This is a genomic window from Shewanella sp. DC2-4, from assembly GCF_013248875.1.
In the GTDB taxonomy this organism is placed as follows: Bacteria; Pseudomonadota; Gammaproteobacteria; order Enterobacterales; family Shewanellaceae; genus Shewanella; species Shewanella oncorhynchi.
Map to the genome: position 1 here is coordinate 4,724,407 of NZ_JABRVR010000002.1, position 24,877 is coordinate 4,749,283.

The window sequence follows — 24,877 nt, forward strand, 5'->3', positions numbered from 1 at the left end:
GACGTATGTCCGAGTATTAACATTACAGCGTCTACTTTTTCAGCTTAGCGAAGGCATCGGCAAAGGCATTGCCCATGGCCGCGTTTGCTGGCGCTTTAGGTGCTTGCTTTTGCGCAGGACGCGCAGCCGGTTTCGCTGACTGCGGTGTTTTACCATGATTAGTTCTGGCAGGATTGTGCGGTCTTTGCTGCGGCTTGCTTTGGTCGATAGCTTCATCCAAACGCATGCTCAAACCGATGCGGCGGCGCTCAACGTCAACTTCCATCACTTTGACTTTCACCACATCTCCCGCTTTCACCACTGTGTGCGGGTCGCTGATGAACTTGTCGGTTAGAGAAGAGATATGCACGAGTCCATCTTGATGTACGCCAATATCAACGAAGGCACCAAAATTAGTCACGTTGGTCACTACGCCTTCGAGTACCATTTCAGGTTTCAGATGTTTAAGTTCTTCAACACCATCTTTAAACTTGGCGGTTTTGAACTCACCGCGGGGATCGCGTCCAGGCTTATCCAGTTCTGCTAAAATATCTGTGACCGTCGGCAAACCAAATTCCGCCGTAATAAACTCTTCTGCCTTGATGCTGCGCAGCAAATCAGAGTTACCCATCAGGCTCGCCAACTCTACTTGCTTAGTCTTAGCGATAGTTTCCACTAGCGAATAAGCCTCTGGATGCACAGACGAGGCATCGAGTGGATTGTCCCCTTCTCGAATACGCAAAAAGCCCGCTGCTTGCTCGTAGGCTTTAGGCCCTAAACGCGGCACTTTCAGCAGCTCTTTACGATTCTTAAACTGACCATTGGCATCGCGATAATCGACCACGTTTTTCGCTAACGTCTTATTTAAACCTGCCACTTGTGACAATAACGGCACAGAGGCCATGTTGAGATCTACACCCACGCCGTTTACACAATCTTCCACCACGGCTTCCAGCGAACCCGATAATTGGCTTTGACTCACATCGTGTTGATATTGACCGACACCGATAGACTTAGGCTCAATCTTCACCAACTCGGCTAATGGATCTTGCAAGCGGCGGGCGATAGACACAGCGCCACGAATCGACACATCAAGATCAGGAAACTCCAACGCCGCCAATTCCGATGCAGAATACACAGACGCACCCGCCTCACTGACCATCACTTTGGTCAAATGTGGATGGGTATCTTTCACTTCGGCAATCAGCTCAGCGGCCAGCTTGTCAGTTTCCCGTGATGCAGTGCCGTTACCAATCGCAATCAGCTCAACCTTATGCATTTTGACTAAGTTAGCCAAAGTACGGATCGACTTTTCCCACAGATTTTGCGGTGCGTGTGGGAAAATAGTCGCATGGCACAACAACTTACCTGTGTTATCGACCACAGCGACTTTAACACCGGTACGTAAACCAGGATCGAGTCCCATGGTGGCTTTCGCGCCCGCAGGAGCGGCCATCAATAAATCACCTAGATTACGGGCGAAAACTTTAATCGCTTCGGCTTCAGCGCGTTCGCGCATTTGCGAAATAAACTCAGTTTCCATCTGCAGGGCAATCTTAATACGCCATGTCGCCGTCACCACAGTTTTCAACCATTGATCAACGCTGCTATCACCTAATTTCAGCCCTAAATGATCACAGATAATCACTTCGCAGTAACTACCTTGGCCCGCTTCAGCGGCTGGATCGGCATTCATAGATAAGGTTAAGAAACCTTCATTACGCCCACGCAGCATAGCCAGTGCACGGTGTGATGGGATCTTAGCTAACTGTTCTGTATGCTCAAAATAATCGCGGAACTTCGCGCCTTCTTTCTCTTTTCCTGCAATTAAACGGCTTTCTAACACACTGTTTTGGCTTAAATGCTCACGCACTTTACGCAGTAATTCAGCGTCTTCGGCGTAGCGCTCCATCAGAATATAACGCGCGCCCTCGAGCACAGCTTTAACATCGGCAAAACCCGCTTCGCTATTGATATAGCCTGCCGCTGTAGTCTCGACATCTACGCTACGATCAGCCAGTAATGCATCGGCTAATGGCTCAAGCCCAGCCTCAATAGCGATTTGGCCCTTAGTACGACGCTTAGGTTTGAAGGGCAGGTATAAATCTTCGAGACGTGTCTTACTGTCTGCCTCGTCAATCGCCCATTGTAATTCTGGCGTTAACTTACCCTGAGCTTGGATGCTAGACAGGATCACTTGGCGTCTGTCGTTCAGCTCACGCAGGTAACCTAAACGCGTGTACAAGGTACGCAGTTGTGTATCGTCTAAACCGCCCGTGGCTTCTTTACGGTAGCGGGCAACGAAGGGAACTGTCGCACCATCGTCGAGCAGAGTGATGGTTGCGGCAACTTGTTGCTCACGAACATTCAGTTCTTGAGCGATAATCAGAGCGATGTTATGTGCATTAGTTTGCATAAATAAAGTGTCGTGCCTAACTGTAAAGTAAGTCGTTATTGCGCCAAAGATACCACAGGCGCCCCGTATGTTTCATGCTAAAGCCTAGGTCAAATCAGAGAGTTTGATCTTTCCCGCAATCCCGTGACTACCGCCGCTATTTTAACAGCGGCAACTCTGTGGTTAATTCGCCTCGCTGGCGAGAGTAGTTTCAAAAGGGGTATAACGGATCTGATTGATATACCACTCTTTTGGACCCGATGGCGTTTGCACTAGCACCTCATCATCCACTTGCTTGCCGATTAAGGCACGCGCCATGGGCGAGTCGATGGTGATATAGCCTAATTTTGTATCGAGCTCATCTTTACCGACGATCCGATAACGCACTCGATCACCTGCTTCATTTTCAAGCTCAAACCAAGCGCCAAAGAATATTTTGCCTTCCTGCTGCGGCGAGTAATCGACGATTTTTAACTCTTCAAGCCGCTTAACTAAGTATCTGACTCGGCCATCAATTTGTCTTAACAAACGCTTGTTGTAGGTGTAATCCGCGTTTTCACTTCGGTCTCCCTGCGCCGCGGCCTCTTGGACTTTAAGGGTGATTTGCGGCCGATATTCCTTCCACAAATACTTCAATTCTTTATCTAAAGTTTGCCAACCCTGTCGGGTGATCAAATGCGCTTTCATACTCATTACTCAATCGTTGGATTAAACGACCACAATTGATGCGGGATAATATATTAGACTGATGATACTCAGACTGGACGCTAAAGTTAACTCACTAAATCATCTCTGTGCATAATGGCTTTTAAATCACCTCTTTTACTGATACCAATTTAGTAACCATTTCAGCTTCGATCGACTGATACATTACTGTTTTCTATCAATATCAATCCAATAAATACAATAGCTGTATTGCCCATCATTAAGCTGGCGGTTATTGCTGGTCAGCTTGAGCTATAAAAGAGCTTTGTTTCCTAAATCGATTGAACTAAAACACTGCCTGCTGATCTGATCAGCATAATCCACTTTCTTCACTATCAATCGTGCCAAAACCTCACGACAAAACCACTCACTGGAAACGCTATAACCAAGCCTTGATAAACCGTGGTTTGCTTACCTTCTGGATTGATGAAGAGGCTATCGCAATGTGGAAAACGAAAACTGAGCATTGCAATAAAGGCGTCCCCGCTTGTTTAGTGACCTTAGCTATTACCACCGGATGGTTAAACATGTTTTCTCTATGCCGTTGCGAGCCCTGCAAGGCCTTATCAATTCAGTGCTTAAACTAGGCGACATCCAACTATCTTGCTCTCATTACACCTATATCATCAAGCGAGCAAAAAGCGTAAATATCGCCTTCAAAACCAAGACAAGAAGCACCATTGAACACTTTGCTATCCACTCGACGGACTTGAAAATCGATGGAGAAGGCGAGTGGAAAATTAAAAAGCATGGGACAGATGGGAAGCGCCGAGTGTAGCGTAAACTGTAGATACGTATAGCCACGCAATTTAGCCGTGAGCTTTCAGAAACTTTATAGTTCAAAGAAAAAACCAACGACCGCTAGTTATAATTTAACCTAATAAATGACTTTTTAAAAAATTAACAATTTTCTTAATAACATTTTCAGCAGCTAATAGTTGTTTCCAACTGATTAGCTGCTTAATTAGTTAATATAATAGAGCAAAATTAGCCAATTAACGAGAAAACTATTTGTCAGTAAATAATGCGAACATCGAATGTTGCAATGATCGTGTTTCAAAGCTACCGCTATCTATACCAAGATCATCTCCTAATACATTCACACTGATTTTACCTTTATTTTTACTAACTAAAGCCATGGCATTTCCTACACGGGGTTCATCTCGCTGTGGTCCCATATTATAATCAAAGCAGTTTACATTGGGTTGGCTCATGACTGACTCTCCGTGACCACAATAAATAAAAGCAGATTGGTCAAAATGGTTTGATAAATAACTTACTAACTCTTGGTTATTAGTGCATGATAACGTATTTGATGTGCCATTAGCTAAAAAATCAGCACTTTGTGCAATCGATTCCGCACCTTTCTCGGCTGTAATCCAATGTTCTTTTTCATTTGGGCGTTGACCAGCATGGAAAGCAAATAACTTATTCGATTTAGTGGCAAACACAACTGAGCAACCCGACAAACTCCTACAATGAACTAAAATAGGCTGGCCCTCTTTGACTTGATTTAAATCAAATGAGATACCAAAAGTACCTTTATTGCCATTATCAATAGCGAGAATGTGCAAGTTTTTATCAAATAATGCTTGATGAAAATACTGCCCAATTGGGCTCCCTGGAATTATTTCTTCCGGTGCGATATGCTCGCCAGTGTAATATCCTAACCCAGCTTTACTTTCAAGAGTATCCGAAGATACATGTTTACCATCCTTATCATTTTGAATATGAGTAATAGGAAAAGGCAAGTATTCGTATTTTTTATGACAACCAATAATCCCCTTACCGATTAAGGGTGACAATTGACCTTTAAGAACAGTTTGCTTGTCCGATAATAGGCTGTGTAACGATAAGTCTGCAGACTTGAAGTGATTTCGTAGCGGGTCATTTTTCCATTGAGCACTTGCTTCTTCAGTTGAACCTTTTTTAACTTCAATAGTTAAGCCTCGCTTACTTAACATTTTGTTCTTACCAGAGCTATTATCAAATAAAGATTTAATTTTAGTCAGTACGGTTGCAGACTTGATTGATTTGTTATTTTTAATAAAGTTAGAATAAGTTTTATTTTTTGTTAAATTTTTCTTCTCTTGTTCAGTCAACGGACGAACAGAAACCAATTGAATCGGTGACGCATTATCGCTATTTTTTAAATTCGGCGTCAATAAGTCATAAGAGTTAGCTTTACTAAATATATTCATGCGCATGTCAAGTTTTCCACTGAGTTAAAAAATGAGCATATTCGATATCAGTATATTTCCTTAATGAAAAAAATATAATATTTCATCACTTTTAATTATCAAAAACTATTTAAGAGAACTAACGTGAATAAACATGAATAAATATTATCACTCCTCCTTCACTAAGCAGGATTGATAGACTTAAACTTTAGCCACAGAAAACACGTTTGAAAAAAATAAAAATTAGTAAATACAATGCATAGGTGGTGACTATAAATGGCTAATGCCGCTACCTCACCTTTAAAATACTCACCATGTAAAGGTGAGCTATATCGGTAAATTGTTATAAACAGTCCATCAGCCCGAAATTGAGTCTGCGGGATTACAACAGTCAGGTTTAAAAGTGATGAACAAGTCATAAGGCTAGCTATGCCCTTAGCACAGGAAACAAGGTAGGAATGGGGTCACTGGAGAGTGATTTAAGTAATAAGCCCTCTTGGATAGAAAAATATTTTCAAGCCAATACAGTATGTATCGTCTAGAAACCATATAGATACAGACCTCAAGCTCTAATTCAATAATCATCAGAGTATTTCATTATTTTTATGGTGTACATCTGTCTAATAAGTCTGATAGTCATAAAACCGACAGATAACCAATAGGAAATATCCCTATGCCATTTCGCATAGTTCAAGGAACAATATTCGTACCACTTAATACGAACACCCAACACCGCAATCCTACAATCTCAATAAAACATGTTCGGCCACTATTAGCATCATCCCAATCTCCACACTCACGACTAAAGTATCAGCACCATAATAGTGTGGTGAAGGGACCTGTATCGACACAGGATACGATTGATGGACCCACTCAGATGACAGACTTCAGCCACCGTTTATTTGAAGTCGCAGTAAATGATCACCAAGAGCGTCAACAAAGGCTTTCTAATATATTAACCCCTCATGATCACGCATCACTGAATCATATTAAACGTTTGGTCGTGATAGGAGATAGTCTATCGGATTCAGAAGGCCGAATGAAATCAAAAACCTTGGGAATAATGCTTTCCTCTAAACAATATCACGCTGGACGTTTTACCAATGGTTTCGTATGGCCAGATTTTATATCTTCACCTGCCTATTTGAATAAAGAACTGGTAAATTATGCCGAAGGTGGTGCTGTAGCAGCTAAATATTCCAAGTTAAATCCCACCTTCTGGTTTATTTCCAACATGGAACGTCAAATTAAAAAACATGATTTTAAATCTGATGACTTAGTCATACTCGCTCTGGGCAGCAACGATTATATGACGTTCGATAAGAAAGACACTCAAAAAGTGGTACACTGTTACGAGAAACAAATCACTAAATTAGTGGGAAATAAAAAAATAAAAAACATCTTAGTTACAGGGATTCCAGACTTCACGAAGACAGCCTATGCCCAAAAACAAGACGAAGCATATCGCACCAGTAATAGTGCTCTCGCCAGTGAACATAATGCTAGCCTAAGCCAAAAAATAGCAGAACTCGCGGAGCGATATAAGGCCGAAGGAGTAAATATCCAGTTTTTCGATTTCGATAATCAATTTACTGAATTACTAGATAAAGCTGATAAGGTAGGTTATGACACTCACACAGCAAATAGTGTCGGTTATGTGGATATCTTTGGCACGAGTAAAGCTTTTGATCCTGCACATCGGCATGTATTTCATGATGAAGTTCATCCAAGCCAAGAGGTACACCAAATGTTAGCATCTCGAATGAGCGATTATATTATCTATAAATTTGGAAAATTAACCGATAATTAAAAATTATCAATTACATAAGATTTTATTGCGTCCATATTAATTAGACGCAATAATTTAATCCTATTATAGAACAACAAAAAATCTAGCCACCATGTTAAAAAAAACAATATTATGTGCGTTCGAGCGATAGTTCCCGAAGTCGATTTAATAAGAAATACTAAAAGTAGTTAAATACATAATAGAGGTAGAAATTGAGCTAATTCTTTCATAAATAACGTATTTAAGTTGCGCCAACTCATTGCCTAAAGGTTGGCGGTTTAAAATAGTTTTGGTGTCAGTTTTTTAAAAGTGCTGACAGCTTGTCGTAAAATGCCGCCGTCGTTTTTTTAAGTGTTCACAGTAATAGGTGAGTTCTTGCAGAGCCGTCACCACAGGGCTATAAAATATCTTAATCTAGATTTACCCTAATAAATTAGCTATGCGATTTTATGAAATCAAAATATGCAAAGCGAATTTCATTAACGAGATTCAATGCAGCTGGAGTTAATTTTTTGTTACGAGGAAAAATCAAGCTATAATGGCCCTCAGGAAGCTTATCCTTAATTGGAATAATAGATATCAAGTCTTTGTGATGTGGAGCTAAAAACATAGGTCTAGGACCAACAAACAAATAGTCCTCATTTAATACAAGTTTCCGAGCGATAGCACTTGAATCACCAAAAATTACCGAACCACAAGATTTGACTCCATTAGGAAAAATAACTATTTCTAAATCGCTATAATATCCATGACTTGCAGCTGGAATATACCATTTTGCAGCCTGTAGTTCAGCTAGTGAAGTACTATTAGCAAGAGGATGTCCTTTGCGAGCTACGACCGAAAAACTACACGATGTCAACCTCTCTTCAACAAACTCATTAAGCATTAAATCGGAAGATACAACGCCAATAAAAAAATCTAGCTTCCCCATACGTAAAGAGCTTAGTAATTCAGAAAGCTGCCCTTCAATAATAGTAATCCGAGTGGAATTATGGCGTTCTTGGAACTTTTTAATAACATCAGGAACAATACTAGTAGCTGGGAAATGAGAGCAACCAAAAGCTATTTTTCCATCTGATAATTTCTCAATTTGTCGTAATTCATCAACTGCTCTCTCTAACTCATTCAGGATTAAATTCATTCTAGGCTCAAACATCATGCCGGCTTTAGTTAATACAGTGCTATTCATCCCTCTGTCTAACAAGGTAACACCCAGCGTCTTTTCAAGCTCCTGGATACTTCTCGTCAATGTCGACTGTGTCTGATGAAGCATTTGTGCAGCAGCACTAATATTTCCATGTTGAATAATAGCCCTAAGATTTCTAAGTTGATTTAGTTTCGGCAACGCTTTCATTCTATCTCCTTCAATATAATGGACTTTCTTTTTTACTACATTTCCATACGCAGGATAGCTGTAGATAGGATCACTCTGAGTAATAACTGGAACTTAAAAGCAATACCTCCATTGGCAAAACAACACTCAATTAATAATAGTAATAATTCTTGTTTAAGATAAGGGTATTTGCTACTACGTCGTGACTTATTAAAATTTGGCTTCAGCATACAACGACTTAGTATCGCAGACATTCCTAGTTTTAGCCCATGAGACCTAATGTGTACTGCAACCTCATTCGACTTATAGCAGAAAATATTATCAGATAAAAACCTCTTGACTGTAGGAAGGTGTGTTGGCATAGATCAATCACTGCAATGACTTTTTTAACAACCTCAAGGTCATTTTTGACAAATAATACAACAATATAATTACCAGAAAACCATCAAAAAAAACAGTGAGTTATGAAAATCAACTTCGCAAGTTAAAGGGCAAAAGAACAAAAAATTCATAGCCATGAAAAAAATATAGTTTTTTTTTTAAGCAAGTCTCGCTAGTATGCCTCTCCGTTATTGAGCACTTGACGCATAGTTTTGTTGTTTAGTACATATTAAAATCATAAATATCAATTCGATATACTTGCAGTTTTACCAAAAACTATCATGACACAACTGGGAAATGTGAAAATTTTTTTCCAGAAAATCACGAAAATATCAAAAAACAACAATTACAAAAAAATATAAATTACTAACTTACTTACAAGGCGGTGTTTTTCGATTGATGCATAGTTTAACTATTGAAGTAAATTAAACTTGATCAACAACAATATTTGAAATGACCGAACAAGGAATAACACAGAAATCAAGTGCTGAGGGCAATACAAAGTTATCTCCTAAACTTAATAAAATGACTAATTTTTAATTTATAAAACACAATATAGCAACATGAGTCACTAGCGATGAATAAATTGCTGCACCGCATAAATAGACTAAAGACTGCTTTTGACAGTAATGAGCACGGCAAGCAAATGACACAGCAAAAAGCTGTCAAACAAACTAGTCTAATAACCAAGAAAAAATCATTAAATACCTTATTCATAAAACGAATAGGGTCCATTTATCATACTTAACACTAGACTTATATCAAACGAGTGAACTTAAGAGGGCAAAAAATGACAAGAAACTATGTGTTGGGAAATCAGTTAATATTTGATGTACTTAAAAGACAGATTAGTACACAAGAAAATACAGTGAAGATAGGTGGTCGCGAGGCAGTAATCTTAAAGTTACTATGTGATAATTTTAATAGTGTTGTGGATAAGGAATATATTCAAGAAAAAGTTTGGGGGAAAGTATTTGTAAGCGAAACATCCTTGACAAAAGCTATTTCAAATTTGCGAAAAACCCTTACCCAATTCGACAACTTAGCTTGCGAAATCAAAACAATTTCAAAAGAAGGTTATGTACTTATTTTAGATGAAAGTACCACGGACATTCAAATTCCCGATAAAAAAGATATAATTGACATCAAAAGTATCGAACAAGGAAATAAAGCTTTAAACAATCACGGCATGATTTCATCTTTCATAGAGAAAACGGAAATGATGCGAGAAAATTTGTCTATTAAGCATGTATATTTTTTCTTAGTATGCTTAATTTCTTCACTACTTGCATCGATGTTTACCGTTGTAGCTATTGTTACCATAAATAAAATATTTTAATAACTATAACAGCTGTTTTTGGTTTGAATATCTCATTATATATTATAAGCATGTAAAAATGAGCTGTAAATATATTCCATAAAAATCAAAATACACTTGCATTATATAGCCAAGGCATTGGCTAATGATATTATACAAGTCAATAAATCTAGCTCAGATATAGTGATGAAGAGTGAATAGCTACGCATTAACTCTACAGAAATAAGTTCTCCACAGACATCTGCAAGTAAAATACATAATTAGAATAGAGTATTTACACTTTAGAATAGGAGGTAGTACCTTACTAAAAAATCTATCAGCCTAATTATTTGCAATAAACACGTCTATCTAATTAACCTCGCATCTACTCAAATCTGATTAGATTTTTTCATAGTGTTTTATATCTAAATAAGTTAACTATTAATTAACACTTGCTTGCATAATATAGAAACTCTTAATGCCAATCAATATAGTTAGCAGAAAAAATCTTACTAATAAGTAAAGAATCCGCCTTCTTAGAAGGCGGCTTTGACTTGCCCCTGGAAGGGGCTATTCCAAGAACCTACATCATCTGCAACGACAATTTAGCCTCATGTTCCTGATCTTGTTTATCTTGGTGGCGTACATATCGTCTAATAATTTCTTCATTAACACCTACTGTATCTACAAAATAACCTCTGGCCCAAAAGCTATTGCCCCATAGCTTTTTACGTACATGAGGGAATTTATTGAATAGCCTTATCGCACTTCTTCCTTTTAATACTCCCATCAACGTTTATACTGACAGCTTCGGCGGGATTATGACTACCAAGTGAACGTGGTCTATCTGAACGTTTAATTCTAAAACCTCACAACTCTTCATATTGCAAAGGATATAAATTGACCTGTATAACTCCTCACCAAGGTTTCATTTTAAAATTTTAAAACGGTACTTCGGAGTCCAAACAATATGATATTTGCAACGCCAATAAACATGTGATGAACTTCTATAATCGCCCATGCTTTTCGTTTCCTCTTACTTGTGGTGAATAAGAAGTCTCTTTTAGCATGGGCGTAATTCAGGCTATAGCCTCAAGGAACAATCACCACCGCCAGAGGCGGTGGTTTTAGGATGACAATAAAATATAAAGGCACAAGATATCCTCTGATATACATGCGCCACAAATATATAGATTTAACCAATAGATAAATCGTTATATTAATTTAACTATTACAGGTTTTAACTTGAAAATATAAATTAATTCACGATGTTATTAACTTGCTCAATAGAAACATAAAACTGGTCATCTACTTTTATTAATGAGCCTGTTGCTATCAGTTCATTACCACTTTTTAATAATACTTCAGATTGAACAAAGTCGTTTACTGGCTTAATTTGACTTGTTTGTAAATGATTAAGTTCATCCAATGTCATAGTACAATTTGCAATAACAACATCTATCGCGATGCGCATCATTTAGCCTCCCTGAGAAATAGAAATAATTGAGCGACGGACATCACGGATCTCTTCTTGAGCAGAGGTAATTTCTGTCATCGTATTTTTAAACTTTTGTTGCTCAGTATCTAAATCGACTTGGATGGTGTCACAATATGCTGTCATAGTTGCATTCATAGATTGGAGTTGATCATAAGTTACGTTCTTAGTGCTCCAATCAGTACCCGCGATCTCTCCAACGCCCTGAGGATTGCCAAGTTTAGTTTTAATGATGTCGTCTATTTGACTCAAAAATCCCGCTGCACTGCCTCCATTTAACTTAGTGCTTTTATCATCACCAGGTTTAGTGTTCGGTAATCTATCACTCATAATTAACCCCCATAGGCGGTTAATTTCGGCAATGGCCTCTGACTTTAATGAAATATTGTCAGCTTTAGCTTCAGCACTTTTTGTCTGTTCTGAAATATATTTTGAAAGAATTGTATCAATCAGACTCAACGGGTCTCGATTGCCCGCTGAAAATAAATAATTTGAAGATGATGCTTTAACCGCTTTAGTCGCTATGGGAAGCTGGTTCAAGGCCAATTCGAGCGCCTTAGCCTCGGACTCAGGAGTGGGAATAGCACTGGTCATAGATCTAGCTTGAATATCTAGCATTTCAGTTTTCCTATTATGATTGAATAAAATATACGCGTGTTTGATTGCGGTCTTTAAAAATGACCTTATTACGTGAAATAGACTGAATCACACCTAGAAGTGGTACATTACTACCAACCCAATATCGATACTTGTCGTCATATATATACCCTCTTGATGTCGATGAGTAAAAGATTGAATATGGAAAGTTGGCATTATCAATAACTTGAGTGCTATCATTCCGAACTGAAACGGATGGGATAATATCCTGTAGCCCATTAGCTCTTAGCACAATTGCAGCTTTGGCGTTATCATTGACAAACCAAGTATCATTTATTTTATTAAACGACAAACCATATTCGCCTAACACAGCCATAACTCGATTATCAGTTTCAAAGGTCTCAACCTGGATTTGATCACGATCGACTTTATTTATTACCTTATAACTAACAGGCTGCTTCGAATCGCTTGAGACTAATTCCACAACAGGTTGTGAGAGAATTTGCAAATTATTTGCTTCAACAATCTCAGCATTTGCTTGCAAAACCTCAGGCAACAACAAAAAGGAAGCGCTATTGGGCACCTTAAGCTTGCCATTCTTGACGTAACTACCGTTGAGTTGAGTTAAGTGTTCTGCAATTTGCGTGTACTGGTTAGCTTGATATACCATCCACATACCTAGACCCAATCCAGCATTAAGCAACAAAGTTAACATAATGAGTGCTTGATATTTTCGAGCTAGATAGCTTAACCATTGTGGTTTACGTTTACCTTCTTGATAAACAAAAAAGGCTATGCCTCTTAAGCGATAGATACGGCCTGACTTCAGTTTTTTTAATCGGTCGTTTTTTCTTGATCCTCTAATACAGATGATATTTTTATCATTACAAAACTCCCAACGAGTACTTACAGGCAAAATTTCTGGAACATAAAGCGTTTCTGCATCTATATCTTTATTTGACCCTGTAATAACTAGTTTTGGTTCGACTGGTAATATTACGCCATGCAGGTGGCCATCAACGAATTCAACTAACCACATGCAAGTTCAACTCTTGTCTCAATATATTTGCAATACTCACAGTATCACTCAACGCTTTTAATAAACCTTGAGGATGGTCCGGTAAAGGCATATTACGCACATAGAAATAATCATTCGACTTAAACTTAGCAATATATCCACCCGATGTTAATGAAAAATTAGCATTTATCTTTAACGCAGTATCTGCAGGGAAATGCTCAATATCGAGTTCAACCATAATCAAGATAGTGTTGGCAAGACCAACGCGAGCACCATCTTCAATGCGGCAGCTTACATCACCAAAATGACACAATAATGCTTGGTGTTCATCTAGCGATAGGCTTGAAGCTTGCACTAAGTGAGTAAATTCCATTATAAATAAGGTAAATTTTTTATTTTTCATCGTAATTAAACTTCATCTCAATCATAAAGCGGCGCTGAGTAATACGCTGTTCAGCAGTTGGTAAACCATTTTCAACACTACCGCGTAAAAAAATGGGCGTATTTCTCATACCTTCAGTTTGTAAAAAGTATTTCACGCTTTTAGCGCGCGCATCAGCTAAACGTCGATTACTCTCATAAGCTCCTGATGAATCAGCAATGCCATAAACCAATATGCTTTCTATTGGCTTTCCACGCAGATCTTCAATCATGCGAACCAACATATTTCTACCATCTGGTGTCAGAGCTGATTCATTCACCATAAATAGCTCATTAAATACTAAACGTACGTGTTTAGACTGAGTACGACAAATATCGAATATATTATCTAATGCGCATGATGATTTATCGTCTACTATCCAATATTTCCCATCGTCCGAACTCCAACGATCACCCGCTATAGATCGACCGGTATCAGCTACAGTTGAACGGTCACTGCCAGAAAATTTATTACCCTTCACTACATTAATAAGATTTGAATAGAGCCAATAGTCACCTTGACAACTGCTTACCTCGCTTAACGCATAGGTATGTAAATTAGCGAGATAGAGCCTACTTGGATGAGAAGGCGTAGAAACTTCAATACATGTCGTTTGATGCGGTGAACCATCTACATATTCAGGTATTCTCTTTACCCAATAACGTAGATGATCTACATCATCAATCTCAGAAAACAGTAAATTATAAATATCTTGTTTCCACTCATGATCCCATATTATTGAATCATCTTTCACATTCTGGGCACATGAAGTGAGTCCAACTATCACCCCTATCCAAAGCCAATTTCTAAACATTTTTTGCACTTTCCTGCTTATTTAATTCTAAGAGAATAAAAGCGATATGGCGGTAAAACTCTTTAGGAATATAGTCTTCACCAGTACGCATACTTTTATAGAATGCCCTTGCAAGCCCTATATGTTCCAAAATCGGAATATTAAGCGCCTCTAATCTACGGCGTTCATCCAATGCAAATGATTCAGTTGTAATCTTGAGCACGACAGGGACTTTATCTATCATGCAGTCATAGCAAATAGGCACTAAGATATGCGTAGGATTTGCAATAGCAAAAGTTGGTGTACGCCCTTTAGTTATTGGCGCATCCATGACTTCTCGCATTTGCCGTTTGCGTTCAGACTTCATTTCTGGCGAGCCTTCCGTTTCTTTCATTTCATTTTTCATTTCAGTAAACGTCATACGGTTTTTATGATTAAAGTGATAACTCTCAGCCATAAAATCTACACAACCTAAACTTACGCCATAAACAAAAAACAATAAGGAAACCAAACCCACATACAGCATTAGATTATAAATAAAGTATGACACATTGTTTATTTGTGCCAACCTAGTCAATTCTGCGCCACCAATATCAAAAACATATTTAAGCAAAAACAACAAAAACGTTAACTCTAGCACCTTACGTAATGAACGGGATATTGCCTCAATTCCAAATATATTTTTAGCCCCCGTAACTGGGCTAATCTTTTCCATTTTAAGACCTAATGACTCAGTATTAATAACATTCTTATTTAGCATTACCCAACTAATAGCTGCCATGACGAGCTTAATCATTAGCAGTATGAATATACCCCACGCAATCACAGTGTAAATAATGTCTAAGCCTGTCTGTATATCTGCATATAACATTACCTCAAACCAATCATTTGACGAATCAAAAATAAAATAAATTGTACCAATAAATATCACTGCAAATACCACTAACTCCATGGTCGGTTCTGCTAGTTCAGTTTTTGGAAACTGACCTTTTTTTCTTAACTCCCGAAGCTTCTTCTCCGTTGGCGGATATTTTTTGGGTTCAGTTGATTCGTTTGACATAAATTTAGATCAAAACTTGTAGTGGTTCGGAACTCACAACACAACTTGGATCAGCTATATCACCATGGCTACATACTGAAATAGTTGATACCACCTGCTGGAAGAAAGATTTAACCGAATTAATTTCATTATCGTTCACAACTAAAGTCGGCTTACTTCCATATAGTGAGGTCATTCGCAGAACTTCCTGGCGTAATGCTGACTGAAGCTCAATTAAGCTATCTAAATCCTCACTCTCCCCCATGACAAAGGTTTCAATGCACTCGGTTAGTTCAGAACTCAACAGCGCAACATAGATTTTTCCCTCAGAATTCATTAAACGTGAGGTGATTTCATATCTTGCTTGATTTCGAATCCGATTGAGCCAATTTTTAGACTCATTATCGATACGAGACCAATAAATTAATGCCTCAAAGAAAGTCACCCTATCGAGATAAAACTCGCGAGCACGGATCATTTCTTTAATCACATCATGGACACGGTTCAAACCAAGTGCCGAGTCGATTTCGTTTTTAATCACTTCACTTTGGCTTGCAAGTCCTTCAATAATATTGCTGGTGTATTGAAGGTTATACTTTTCAACTAAGCATTTCCGTAAAAAATATTGCACAATCGTAGCGATATTTTGGGTGGCAGCATCACTAACAAAAATTTCGTCCCCAAGTACTTCGATTAGCTCTGCAGACTCATCATGTGAGAAGCTATAAATACGAATACCCGAAATATGAACTTCTATATCAACAGTAAGTTGCTCATCTACTGTGATAATAGGGGCGCCGAGGGCTTGGCCCCAAAGTGCTTTTTCAATCTGCACAAGACTAGTTTCTACCAGGGTGCAATGCTGAGGTTCCCTTAGCACAAATGTAAGAGATTCATATAGTCCACTGCCGGCAATGCCTGTATTTACGACAGTTTTTGGCTTGCCTTGCACTCGCCACAGTAAGAACGCTGACAGCGTACATAAGATAAATAACGTCATACACACATAGAACAGACTTGGACTGAGTAGACCGAGTAGTAAAATCAAGGCTCCAATAACTAACAGGCTTTTCCAAAAACGGCTAACCTGCTTTGCCATCTGCCCCATAAATGAACTAGATTCTTCATCCCCTTTAATACGCGTGAGATACACACCGCAAGCGATTGATAACAATAAGCTGGGGATCTGCGAGACAAGACCATCACCTATCGTCAGTACAGAGAATCGGCTAACACTTTCAGATAGCGAGAGATCAAACTGATTAACCCCCACATAAATGCCACCAAATAGGTTAACCAAGCTGATCAAAATACCAGCAATAGCATCACCTTTGACGAATTTCATTGCCCCATCGAGCGAACCAAATAGCCGATTTTCGGTGCTTAAATCAGAGCGTAACTTTTGTGCTTGTTCACCTGTAATAAGACCGCTTTTTAAATCGCCGTCAATCGTCATTTGTCTACCAGGTAAGGCATCCAGAGAGAATCTGGCCCCCACTTCCGCGACCCTTTCGCCACCTTTGGTAACAACTAAAAATTGCACTATGGTGATAATGATAAAGATGAGTAACCCTGAAATAAGGTTCCCTCCCATCACAAACTCCCCCACGGTTTCAATCACATTACCTACATCTTCATTCGCAATAATGTTTCGGGTCGTTGCGATAGACAATAACAAGCGAAAGGTCGTCAGTAACAATACGACCGTTGGTAAAAATGTCACCATTAGAGGTTGATCATTCTCAAGCATGATAACCAGCAGCAATACTGAACTAATAAAACTAATTAAAATAAACAGATCGATCACCACTCCGGGAAGGGTGAACAAAATAATAGTTGGCAACGCAAATGCGATAATCACACTGCTGGGATTAAACTTGATAGGAAACCGACGAAGACGCTTAATCATACCGTCTCCAAGCTAGTCCGTAGTGCTTCAACAATCGACTGAGTTTCTATGCTAATAATCTTGTCGTCATTCTCTATCGTCAGCACGGCGAATCCATTGACATAGGTATGCTCTACAGACAAATGTCTTGCCTGATCGTCTATTTCAGCATGGAGTAAGTCCACAAGATGTCCGATTAAATACTCATTAAGACTCAGTTCTGTTAAACGCAATTTTACGGTTTCAGCGAGTCGGTTTTTCAATTCATCTTTCAACAAACTAAGACTTTGATACTGTTCTTCAACAATATCGACAAGCTGTTGATTGGCTTCGTCAAACCAACGCTCTTGATTAACCTGAAATTCTTCTTCTATCTCATTATATAAATTATTAGCGTGAAGATTGAGCGCCTGCTCTTTCTCCTCGATCAGTTGCACCACTTGCTCTTCAAGCATTTGCTGGTATTGCTCGACTCTCTCTTCTAAAGCAGATAATAACGACTTAGCCTCGTTATAAATAAGAAGATCAGACTTCTTTATTACGTTTGAGTGACGCTCTTTCTTAAATGCAATCTGTGGAACTAATCGATGCAATGAATTGATTTCTATATACAAGACATACCTCATTCTGGTTTAGAATTTAAGCTTACTAAATCCTTAAATCTCACTACAAAAGAAAAAAAAAGATTAAACCTGAACTCTTATGATTTAATCTTTTCAATTGATGGAGAGTCTGGTGGTTAGCTATTGATTCAAGGCGCTAAAACCAGATTACTTCGAATAACCGGAGAGGTAACAATCAGTTTTCCACTGGCAGTCCCGAGTAAATATGAGCGTCCGGTCGACACTAGATCCAACCCTGAAATTTGCTGGTAATCAGATTTATTCATTCGATTAACGGGATTTAACTGCGACTTAATCTCGGCCCGATCCCTTAAATTATTTAATTTACCGGCAAAATGATTTTGTCCCCGCATACTGGTAGCCCCTTGAGTCAACAGGACCTTCGAATTCAAACTTTTCAAATACTGACCTAAATCTTGTTTTCGCCACTCTTCAAATTCAGCAGAATCTTTTTTACCTCGTAAAGACTCAGGTATAGGTCGCCAAGATCCCATTAACGTGCCAGCCTCTGGACGATCTAAGAACTTAGGTACCCTATGTTGAATATGTCCCCCCGCTCGGCCTACTATGCGCGATTCGATCTTACCTAGGTCAAGTTGTGGTTTAGCAGTACTTTTTTGACTCTCAGCGGTAATAACAGGACCAGCTGTCTCAGTCGACACAGGGGTTAATGTATTAACTAACGTTGCAACAACACCGACTTCACCATCCGTCATCGATGGCGAACCATTACCCGTTGCAGCTGAGGTTGTACCGCTGCCATTACCTGCCGCGGGACCACGAGGATGAGCTGTCGCTGCACTCGGCACTGCATCTGGGGTTGTCCCCAAATTACGTCTAGGTCCTTGGGTGTAATTACTGCCCGTTTGCGCACCCTGACTCAGACTCACCGGGGTGGGACTACTCACCTCCCATTTACGGCCAGTGTATCCTTTTGCAGCATTCGCCTCAGGCACCACTGTTGCAGGGGTGTCGTCCGTAGGCACACCATCCGTCTGTGACGTTACTGGCGTGTTTGTGGTGTTCGCCGCGACAGGCGGACGAGCCGATGTCCCCGCATTCGTCGGTGTTTCTGCGACGGCTGTCGGAACATCAGTTTGAGTGCCATCATCTGTCATCGATAGCGAACCATTACCCGTTGCAGGAACAGGACCACGAGGATGAGCTATCGCTGAACTCGGCGCAGCATCTGGGGTTGTCCCCAAATTACGCCTAGGTCCTTGGGTGTAATTGCTGCCCGTTTGCGCACCCTGACTCAGATTCACAGGTGTTGAACTACTCACCTCCCATTTACGGCCGGTGTATCCTTGTGCAGCATTCGCCTCAGGCACCACTGTCGCAGGGGTATCTTCCGTAGGCACGCCATCCGTCTGTGACATTGAAGGCGTGTTTGTGGTCTTCGCCGCGACAGGCGAACGAGCCGGTGTACCTGTATTTGTAGGAACATCGGCTTGCGTGCCATCATCTGTTACATCCGCCACCGATGGCGAACCGTTGCCCATCACTGGTGGGGTTGTACCGCTGTCATTGCCAGCCGCGGGACCACGAGAATGACCAGTCGCGGTACTCGGCGCTGCATCTGGGGTTGCCCCAAGATTACGTCTAGGTCCTTGGGTGTAATTGCTGCCCGTTTGCGCACCCTGACTCAGATTCACAGGTGTTGAACTACTCACCTCCCATTTACGGCCAGTGTATCCTTGTGCAGCATTCGCCTCAGGCACCACTGTCGCAGGGGTATCTTCCGTAGGCACGCCATCCGTCTGTGACATTGAAGGCGTGTTTGTGGTGTTCGCCGCGACAGGCGAACGAGCCGGTGTACCTGTATTTGTAGGAACATCGGCTTGCGTGCCATCATCTGTTACATCCGCCACCGATGGCGAACCGTTGCCCGTTACCGCTGGGGTTGTACCGCTGCCATTACCAGCCGCGGGACCACGAGGATGACCAGTCGCGGTACTCGGCGCTGCATCTGGGGTTGCCCCCAGATTACGCCTAGGTCCTTGGGTATAATTGCTGCCCGTTTGCGCACCCTGACTCAGATTCACAGGTGTTGAACTACTCACCTCCCATTTACGGCCAGTGTATCCTTGTGCAGCATTCGCCTCAGGCACCACTGTCGCAGGGGTATCTTCCGTAGGCACGCCATCCGTCTGTGACATTGAAGGCGTGTTTGTGGTGTTCGCCGCGACAGGCGAACGAGCCGGTGTACCTGTATTTGTAGGAACATCGGCTTGCGTGCCATCATCTGTTACATCCGCCACCGATGGCGAACCGTTGCCCGTTACCGCTGGGGTTGTACCGCTGCCATTACCAGCCGCGGGACCACGAGGATGACCAGTCGCGGTACTCGGCGCTGCATCTGGGGTTGCCCCCAGATTACGCCTAGGTCCTTGGGTATAATTGCTGCCCGTTTGCGCACCCTGACTCAGATTCACAGGTGTTGAACTACTCACCTCCCATTTACGGCCAGTGTATCCTTGTGCAGCATTCGCCTCAGGCACCACTGTCGCAGGGGTGTCTTCCGTAGGCACGCCATCCGTCTGTGACATTGAAGGCGTGTTTGTGGTGTTCGCCGCGACAGGCGAACGAGCCGGTGTACCTGTATTTGTAGGAACATCGGCTTGCGTGCCATCATCTGTTACATCCGCCACCGATGGCGAACCGTTGCCCGTTACCGCTGGGGTTGTACCGCTGCCATTACCAGCCGCGGGACCACGAGGATGACCAGTCGCGGTACTCGGCGCTGCATCTGGGGTTGCCCCCAGATTACGCCTAGGTCCTTGGGTATAATTGCTGCCCGTTTGCGCACCCTGACTCAGATTTACTGGTGTAGAACTACTCACCTCCCATTTACGGCCAGTGTATCCTTGCGCAGCATTCGCCTCAGGCACCACTGTCGCAGGGGTATCTTCCGTAGGCACGCCATCCGTCTGTGACGTTACTGGCGTGTTTGTGGTCTTCGCCGCGACAGGCGGACGAGCTGGTGTACCCGCATTCGTCGGAGTGTCCGCGACGGCTGTCGGAACATCAGTTTGCGTGCCATCATCTGTCATCGATGGCGAACCATTACCCATCACTGGTGGGGTTGTACCGCTGCCATTGCCAGCCGCGGGACCACGAGGATGACCAGTCGCGGTACTCGGCGCTGCATCTGGGGTTGTCCCCAAATTACGTCTAGGTCCTTGGGTGTAATTGCTGCCCGTTTGCGCACCCTGACTCAGATTCACAGGTGTTGAACTACTCACCTCCCATTTACGGCCAGTGTATCCTTGTGCAGCATTCGCCTCAGGCACCACTGTCGCAGGGGTATCTTCCGTAGGCACGCCATCCATCTGTGACATTGAAGGCGTGTTTGTGGTGTTCGCCGCGACAGGCGAACGAGCCGGTGTACCTGTATTTGTAGGAACATCGGCTTGCGTGCCATCATCTGTTACATCCGCCACCGATGGCGAACCGTTGCCCATCACTGGTGGGGTTGTACCGCTGTCATTGCCAGCCGCGGGACCACGAGAATGACCAGTCGCGGTACTCGGCGCTGCATCTGGGGTTGCCCCAAGATTACGCCTAGGTCCTTGGGTGTAATTGCTGCCCGTTTGCGCACCCTGACTCAGATTCACAGGTGTTGAACTACTCACCTCCCATTTACGGCCAGTGTATCCTTGTGCAGCATTCGCCTCAGGCACCACTGTCGCAGGGGTATCTTCCGTAGGCACGCCATCCGTCTGTGACATTGAAGGCGTGTTTGTGGTGTTCGCCGCGACAGGCGAACGAGCCGGTGTACCTGTATTTGTAGGAACATCGGCTTGCGTGCCATCATCTGTTACATCCGCCACCGATGGCGAACCGTTGCCCGTTACCGCTGGGGTTGTACCGCTGCCATTACCAGCCGCGGGACCACGAGGATGACCAGTCGCGGTACTCGGCGCTGCATCTGGGGTTGCCCCCAGATTACGCCTAGGTCCTTGGGTATAATTGCTGCCCGTTTGCGCACCCTGACTCAGATTTACTGGTGTAGAACTACTCACCTCCCATTTACGGCCAGTGTATCCTTGCGCAGCATTCGCCTCAGGCACCACTGTCGCAGGGGTATCTTCCGTAGGCACGCCATCCGTCTGTGACATTGAAGGCGTGTTTGTGGTGTTCGCCGCGACAGGCGAACGAGCTGGTGTACCCGCATTCGTCGGAGTGTCCGCGACGGCTGTCGGAACATCAGTTTGCGTGCCATCATCTGTCATCGATGGCGAACCATTACCCATCACTGGTGGGGTTGTACCGCTGCCATTGCCAGCCGCGGGACCACGAGGATGACCAGTCGCGGTACTCGGCGCTGCATCTGGGGTTGCCCCCAGATTACGCCTAGGTCCTTGGGTATAATTGCTGCCCGTTTGCGCACCCTGACTCAGATTTACTGGTGTAGAACTACTCACCTCCCATTTACGGCCAGTGTATCCTTGCGCAGCATTCGCCTCAGGCACCACTGTCGCAGGGGTATCTTCCGTAGGCACGCCATCCGTCTGTGACATTGAAGGCGTGTTTGTGGTGTTCGCCGCGACAGGCGAACGAGCCGGTGTACCTGTATTTGTAGGAACATCGGCTTGCGTGCCATCATCTGTTACATCCGCCACCGATGGCGAACCGTTGCCCGTTACCGCTGGGGTTGTACCGCTGCCATTACCAGCCGCGGGACCACGAGGATGACCAGTCGCGGTACTCGGCGCTGCATCTGGGGTTGCCCCCAGATTACGCCTAGGTCCTTGGGTATAATTGCTGCCCGTTTGCGCACCCTGACTCAGATTTACTGGTGTAGAACTACTCACCTCCCATTTACGGCCAGTGTATCCTTGCGCAGCATTCGCCTCAGGCACCACTGTCGCAGGGGTATCTTCCGTAGGCACGCCATCCGTCTGTGACGTTACTGGCGTGCTTGTGGTCTTCGCCGCGACAGGCGGACGAGCTGGTGTACCCGCATTCGTCGGTGTGTCCGCGACGACTGTCGGAACATCGACTTGAGTGCCATCATCTGTCATCGATGGCGAACCGTTGCCCATCACTGGTGGGGTTGTACCGCTGCCATTGCCAGCCGCGGGACCACCGGGATGACCAGTCGCGGTACTCGGCGCTGCATCTGGGGTTGTCCCCAAATTACGTCTAGGTCCTTGGGTATAATTACTGCCCGTTTGCGCACCCTGACTCAGATTCACAGGTGTTGAACTACTCACCTCCCATTTACGGCCAGTGTATCCTTGCGCAGCATTCGCCTCAGGCACTTCTGTTGCAGGGGTGTCTTCCGTAGGCACGCCATCCGTCTGTGACATTGCGGGCGTTGTAGTTTGACGCGTGCTTGTGATGTTCGCCGCGACAGGCGGACGAGCCGATGTACCCGCATTCGTCGGAGTGTCCGCGACGACTGTCGGCACATCGGTTTGCGTGCCATCATCTGTCATCAATGGCGAACCGTTGCCAGTCACCGATGGGGTTGTACCGCTGCCATTACCAACAGGACCACGAGGGTGAGCTGTCGCAGCACTCGGCGCTGCATCTGGGGTTGTCCCCAAATTACGTCTAGGTCCTGGGGTATAATTACTGCCCGTTTGCGCACCCTGACTCAGATTCACAGGTGTTGAACTACTCACCTCCCATTTACGGCCGGTGTATCCTTGTGCAGCATTCGCCTCAGGCACCACTGTCGCAGGGGTATCTTCCGTAGGCACGCCATCCGTCTGTGACGTTACTGGCGTGTTTGTGGTGTTCGCCGCGACAGGCGGACGAGCTGATGTACCCGCATTCGTCGGTGTGTCTGCGACGGCTGTCGGCACATCGGTTTGCGTGCCATCATCTGTCATCGATGGCGAACCGTTGCCCGTCACTGTCGCAGGTGTATCGTCCGTCTGCGTCGCAACTGGCGTTGTGGTTTTCGTTGTTGTACCTGCTAAAGGCCTAGGTACATCGGATCCCGTCGCACGATCGTGTTCATCAATAACCAATGATTCACTATTAGGAATAACAGCATACGCTGTAGCACCATCTTTCCCTTTTATTTCGACCATTTGAGCACATGCATCATCCCCGCTTAGAAGTAAATTGAATAAGGTTACCAGCTGCGGATCTGCTTGCTCTTGGCACTCAGATATTAACGTCTTTAATCGCGCTTGACGCTCCTTAACTGGCGTCTCGACAACAGTGACTTCAGCAGCATCAGCAAAGGGTAACGTGACCCGCCCGATCGATGTTGCATCAGTTGTTTGCGTGCCGATATTATTAACATGCGACTCGTTAGGGGTCTTAACTTGATCTTCTGAAACCAGATTAATGTCTGGAACCTTGGAAGAGTTAATAAAGACATACCAACTGTTATGAAAGTTATTAACGTTGTTAAAACAGTTATTAAAAACATCTCCGCGTTCGGTGTCTTTGTCCGTCACATCTTCTGTATGCTTAGGTTCCGGTAGCTCGGCCAGGGGAGGTAAATGAAAAGGGCGCTTAGTTGGTAAATCTTTGGGGGCATCAACTTTAGGCGGCTCAAACGGGGCTTTTTTCTTCTCTTTATCGCCAGTAACAAATTGGGAGCCACCATACATAGCTATCGCAGATGCATTACCATACATCACCACAAATACCGTCGGTAATAAACTAAATCCTAAGGTGAAGGGAGCTAACACAGTACCGATTGTTACGGCACCGGCGATAGCAGCCAAATGAAACTTAGCCTTTTTCTCTGTGCTCACTCTATTTGATTTTTTAGTGCTTTCTTTAATCTTTTTAGGCTTAGCTTTAGAATGAGGCTCTTCCGTCTCCAAAATACTAGGGGCAGTAGAGACACTCTCTGGAGTTTGAGGTTCCGCAGATCTAAGTGTTGGAGCTCTAACGTCCAATAAAGAGGTAGATCGTGCTATATTCCTAGGTAGAGCCTCACAGTCTAAACGTGATAACTCTGGCATAGAAGT

The 24,877-nt window shown here is 43.0% G+C and carries 15 protein-coding genes and 3 pseudogenes; 3 read left to right on the forward strand and 15 right to left on the reverse strand.

What is annotated here, in order from left to right:
• Window positions 1-31: 31 nt before the first annotated feature.
• Window positions 32-2,395: a Tex family protein gene (locus HQQ92_RS21415; protein ID WP_173248245.1), complete on the reverse strand. Its 2,364-nt coding sequence runs from the start codon at window positions 2,393-2,395 to the stop codon at window positions 32-34.
• A gap of 162 nt (window positions 2,396-2,557) precedes the next feature.
• Complete coding sequence (greB, locus tag HQQ92_RS21420) at window positions 2,558-3,061, reverse strand: transcription elongation factor GreB (RefSeq protein WP_105250662.1); 504 nt, start codon at window positions 3,059-3,061, stop codon at window positions 2,558-2,560.
• A 359-nt stretch (window positions 3,062-3,420) separates the two neighbouring features.
• Here greB and HQQ92_RS21425 point away from each other — a divergent pair.
• Window positions 3,421-3,854: pseudogene (locus tag HQQ92_RS21425) on the forward strand (transposase); the annotation flags it as partial.
• 232 nt (window positions 3,855-4,086) lie between these two features.
• Here the strand turns inward: HQQ92_RS21425 and HQQ92_RS21430 are convergent.
• Window positions 4,087-5,286 carry a cytotoxic necrotizing factor Rho-activating domain-containing protein gene (locus HQQ92_RS21430; protein WP_173248247.1) on the reverse strand — a complete coding sequence of 400 codons (1,200 nt, stop codon included), beginning with the start codon at window positions 5,284-5,286 and terminating at the stop codon, window positions 4,087-4,089.
• An 850-nt stretch (window positions 5,287-6,136) separates the two neighbouring features.
• Here HQQ92_RS21430 and HQQ92_RS21435 point away from each other — a divergent pair.
• On the forward strand, window positions 6,137-7,069 hold the full coding sequence (locus HQQ92_RS21435; RefSeq protein ID WP_251071131.1) for an SGNH/GDSL hydrolase family protein: 933 nt from the start codon (window positions 6,137-6,139) through the stop codon (window positions 7,067-7,069).
• A 282-nt stretch (window positions 7,070-7,351) separates the two neighbouring features.
• On the opposite strand, the pseudogene HQQ92_RS23820 reads toward HQQ92_RS21435, so the two are convergent.
• Both HQQ92_RS23820 and HQQ92_RS21440 read right to left on the reverse strand, forming a co-directional pair.
• Window positions 7,352-7,459: pseudogene (locus HQQ92_RS23820) on the reverse strand (transposase); the annotation flags it as partial.
• Window positions 7,460-7,481: 22 nt separating this feature from the next.
• Complete coding sequence (locus HQQ92_RS21440; RefSeq protein WP_173248252.1) at window positions 7,482-8,402, reverse strand: LysR substrate-binding domain-containing protein; 921 nt, start codon at window positions 8,400-8,402, stop codon at window positions 7,482-7,484.
• A gap of 1,150 nt (window positions 8,403-9,552) precedes the next feature.
• Here HQQ92_RS21440 and HQQ92_RS21445 point away from each other — a divergent pair.
• Window positions 9,553-10,101, forward strand: coding sequence for a winged helix-turn-helix domain-containing protein (locus tag HQQ92_RS21445; RefSeq protein ID WP_173248254.1), 549 nt, complete (start codon window positions 9,553-9,555; stop codon window positions 10,099-10,101).
• Window positions 10,102-10,642: 541 nt separating this feature from the next.
• Here the strand turns inward: HQQ92_RS21445 and tnpA are convergent.
• The 10 genes and pseudogenes from tnpA to HQQ92_RS23825 form a co-directional block, all read right to left on the reverse strand.
• Window positions 10,643-11,080: pseudogene (tnpA, locus tag HQQ92_RS21450) on the reverse strand (IS200/IS605 family transposase).
• Between the two features lie 237 nt (window positions 11,081-11,317).
• The gene (locus tag HQQ92_RS21455) at window positions 11,318-11,536 is read right to left on the reverse strand and encodes a FliM/FliN family flagellar motor switch protein (RefSeq protein ID WP_242068362.1); all 219 of its coding nucleotides are present in this window, start codon (window positions 11,534-11,536) and stop codon (window positions 11,318-11,320) included.
• Complete coding sequence (locus tag HQQ92_RS21460; protein ID WP_173248256.1) at window positions 11,537-12,172, reverse strand: hypothetical protein; 636 nt, start codon at window positions 12,170-12,172, stop codon at window positions 11,537-11,539.
• 13 nt (window positions 12,173-12,185) lie between these two features.
• A complete protein-coding gene (locus HQQ92_RS21465; protein ID WP_173248258.1) occupies window positions 12,186-13,190 on the reverse strand; it encodes a hypothetical protein in 1,005 nt (334 codons plus the stop codon).
• A complete protein-coding gene (locus HQQ92_RS21470; RefSeq protein WP_251073515.1) occupies window positions 13,177-13,572 on the reverse strand; it encodes a hypothetical protein in 396 nt (131 codons plus the stop codon). The genes HQQ92_RS21465 and HQQ92_RS21470 overlap by 14 nt, the downstream gene beginning before the upstream one ends.
• Window positions 13,562-14,404: an OmpA family protein gene (locus HQQ92_RS21475; protein WP_173248763.1), complete on the reverse strand. Its 843-nt coding sequence runs from the start codon at window positions 14,402-14,404 to the stop codon at window positions 13,562-13,564. The genes HQQ92_RS21470 and HQQ92_RS21475 overlap by 11 nt, the downstream gene beginning before the upstream one ends.
• Complete coding sequence (locus tag HQQ92_RS21480; RefSeq protein WP_173248260.1) at window positions 14,397-15,443, reverse strand: EscU/YscU/HrcU family type III secretion system export apparatus switch protein; 1,047 nt, start codon at window positions 15,441-15,443, stop codon at window positions 14,397-14,399. The genes HQQ92_RS21475 and HQQ92_RS21480 overlap by 8 nt, the downstream gene beginning before the upstream one ends.
• Before the next feature lie 4 nt (window positions 15,444-15,447).
• Window positions 15,448-17,331, reverse strand: coding sequence for an FHIPEP family type III secretion protein (locus HQQ92_RS21485; RefSeq protein WP_173248262.1), 1,884 nt, complete (start codon window positions 17,329-17,331; stop codon window positions 15,448-15,450).
• Window positions 17,328-17,924: a hypothetical protein gene (locus HQQ92_RS21490; protein ID WP_173248264.1), complete on the reverse strand. Its 597-nt coding sequence runs from the start codon at window positions 17,922-17,924 to the stop codon at window positions 17,328-17,330. Before HQQ92_RS21490 ends, HQQ92_RS21485 begins: the two co-directional genes overlap by 4 nt.
• Before the next feature lie 137 nt (window positions 17,925-18,061).
• Window positions 18,062-24,658, reverse strand: a complete 6,597-nt coding sequence (locus tag HQQ92_RS23825) for a hypothetical protein (protein ID WP_375539964.1) — start codon at window positions 24,656-24,658, stop codon at window positions 18,062-18,064.
• Between the last annotated feature and the right edge of the window lie 219 nt (window positions 24,659-24,877).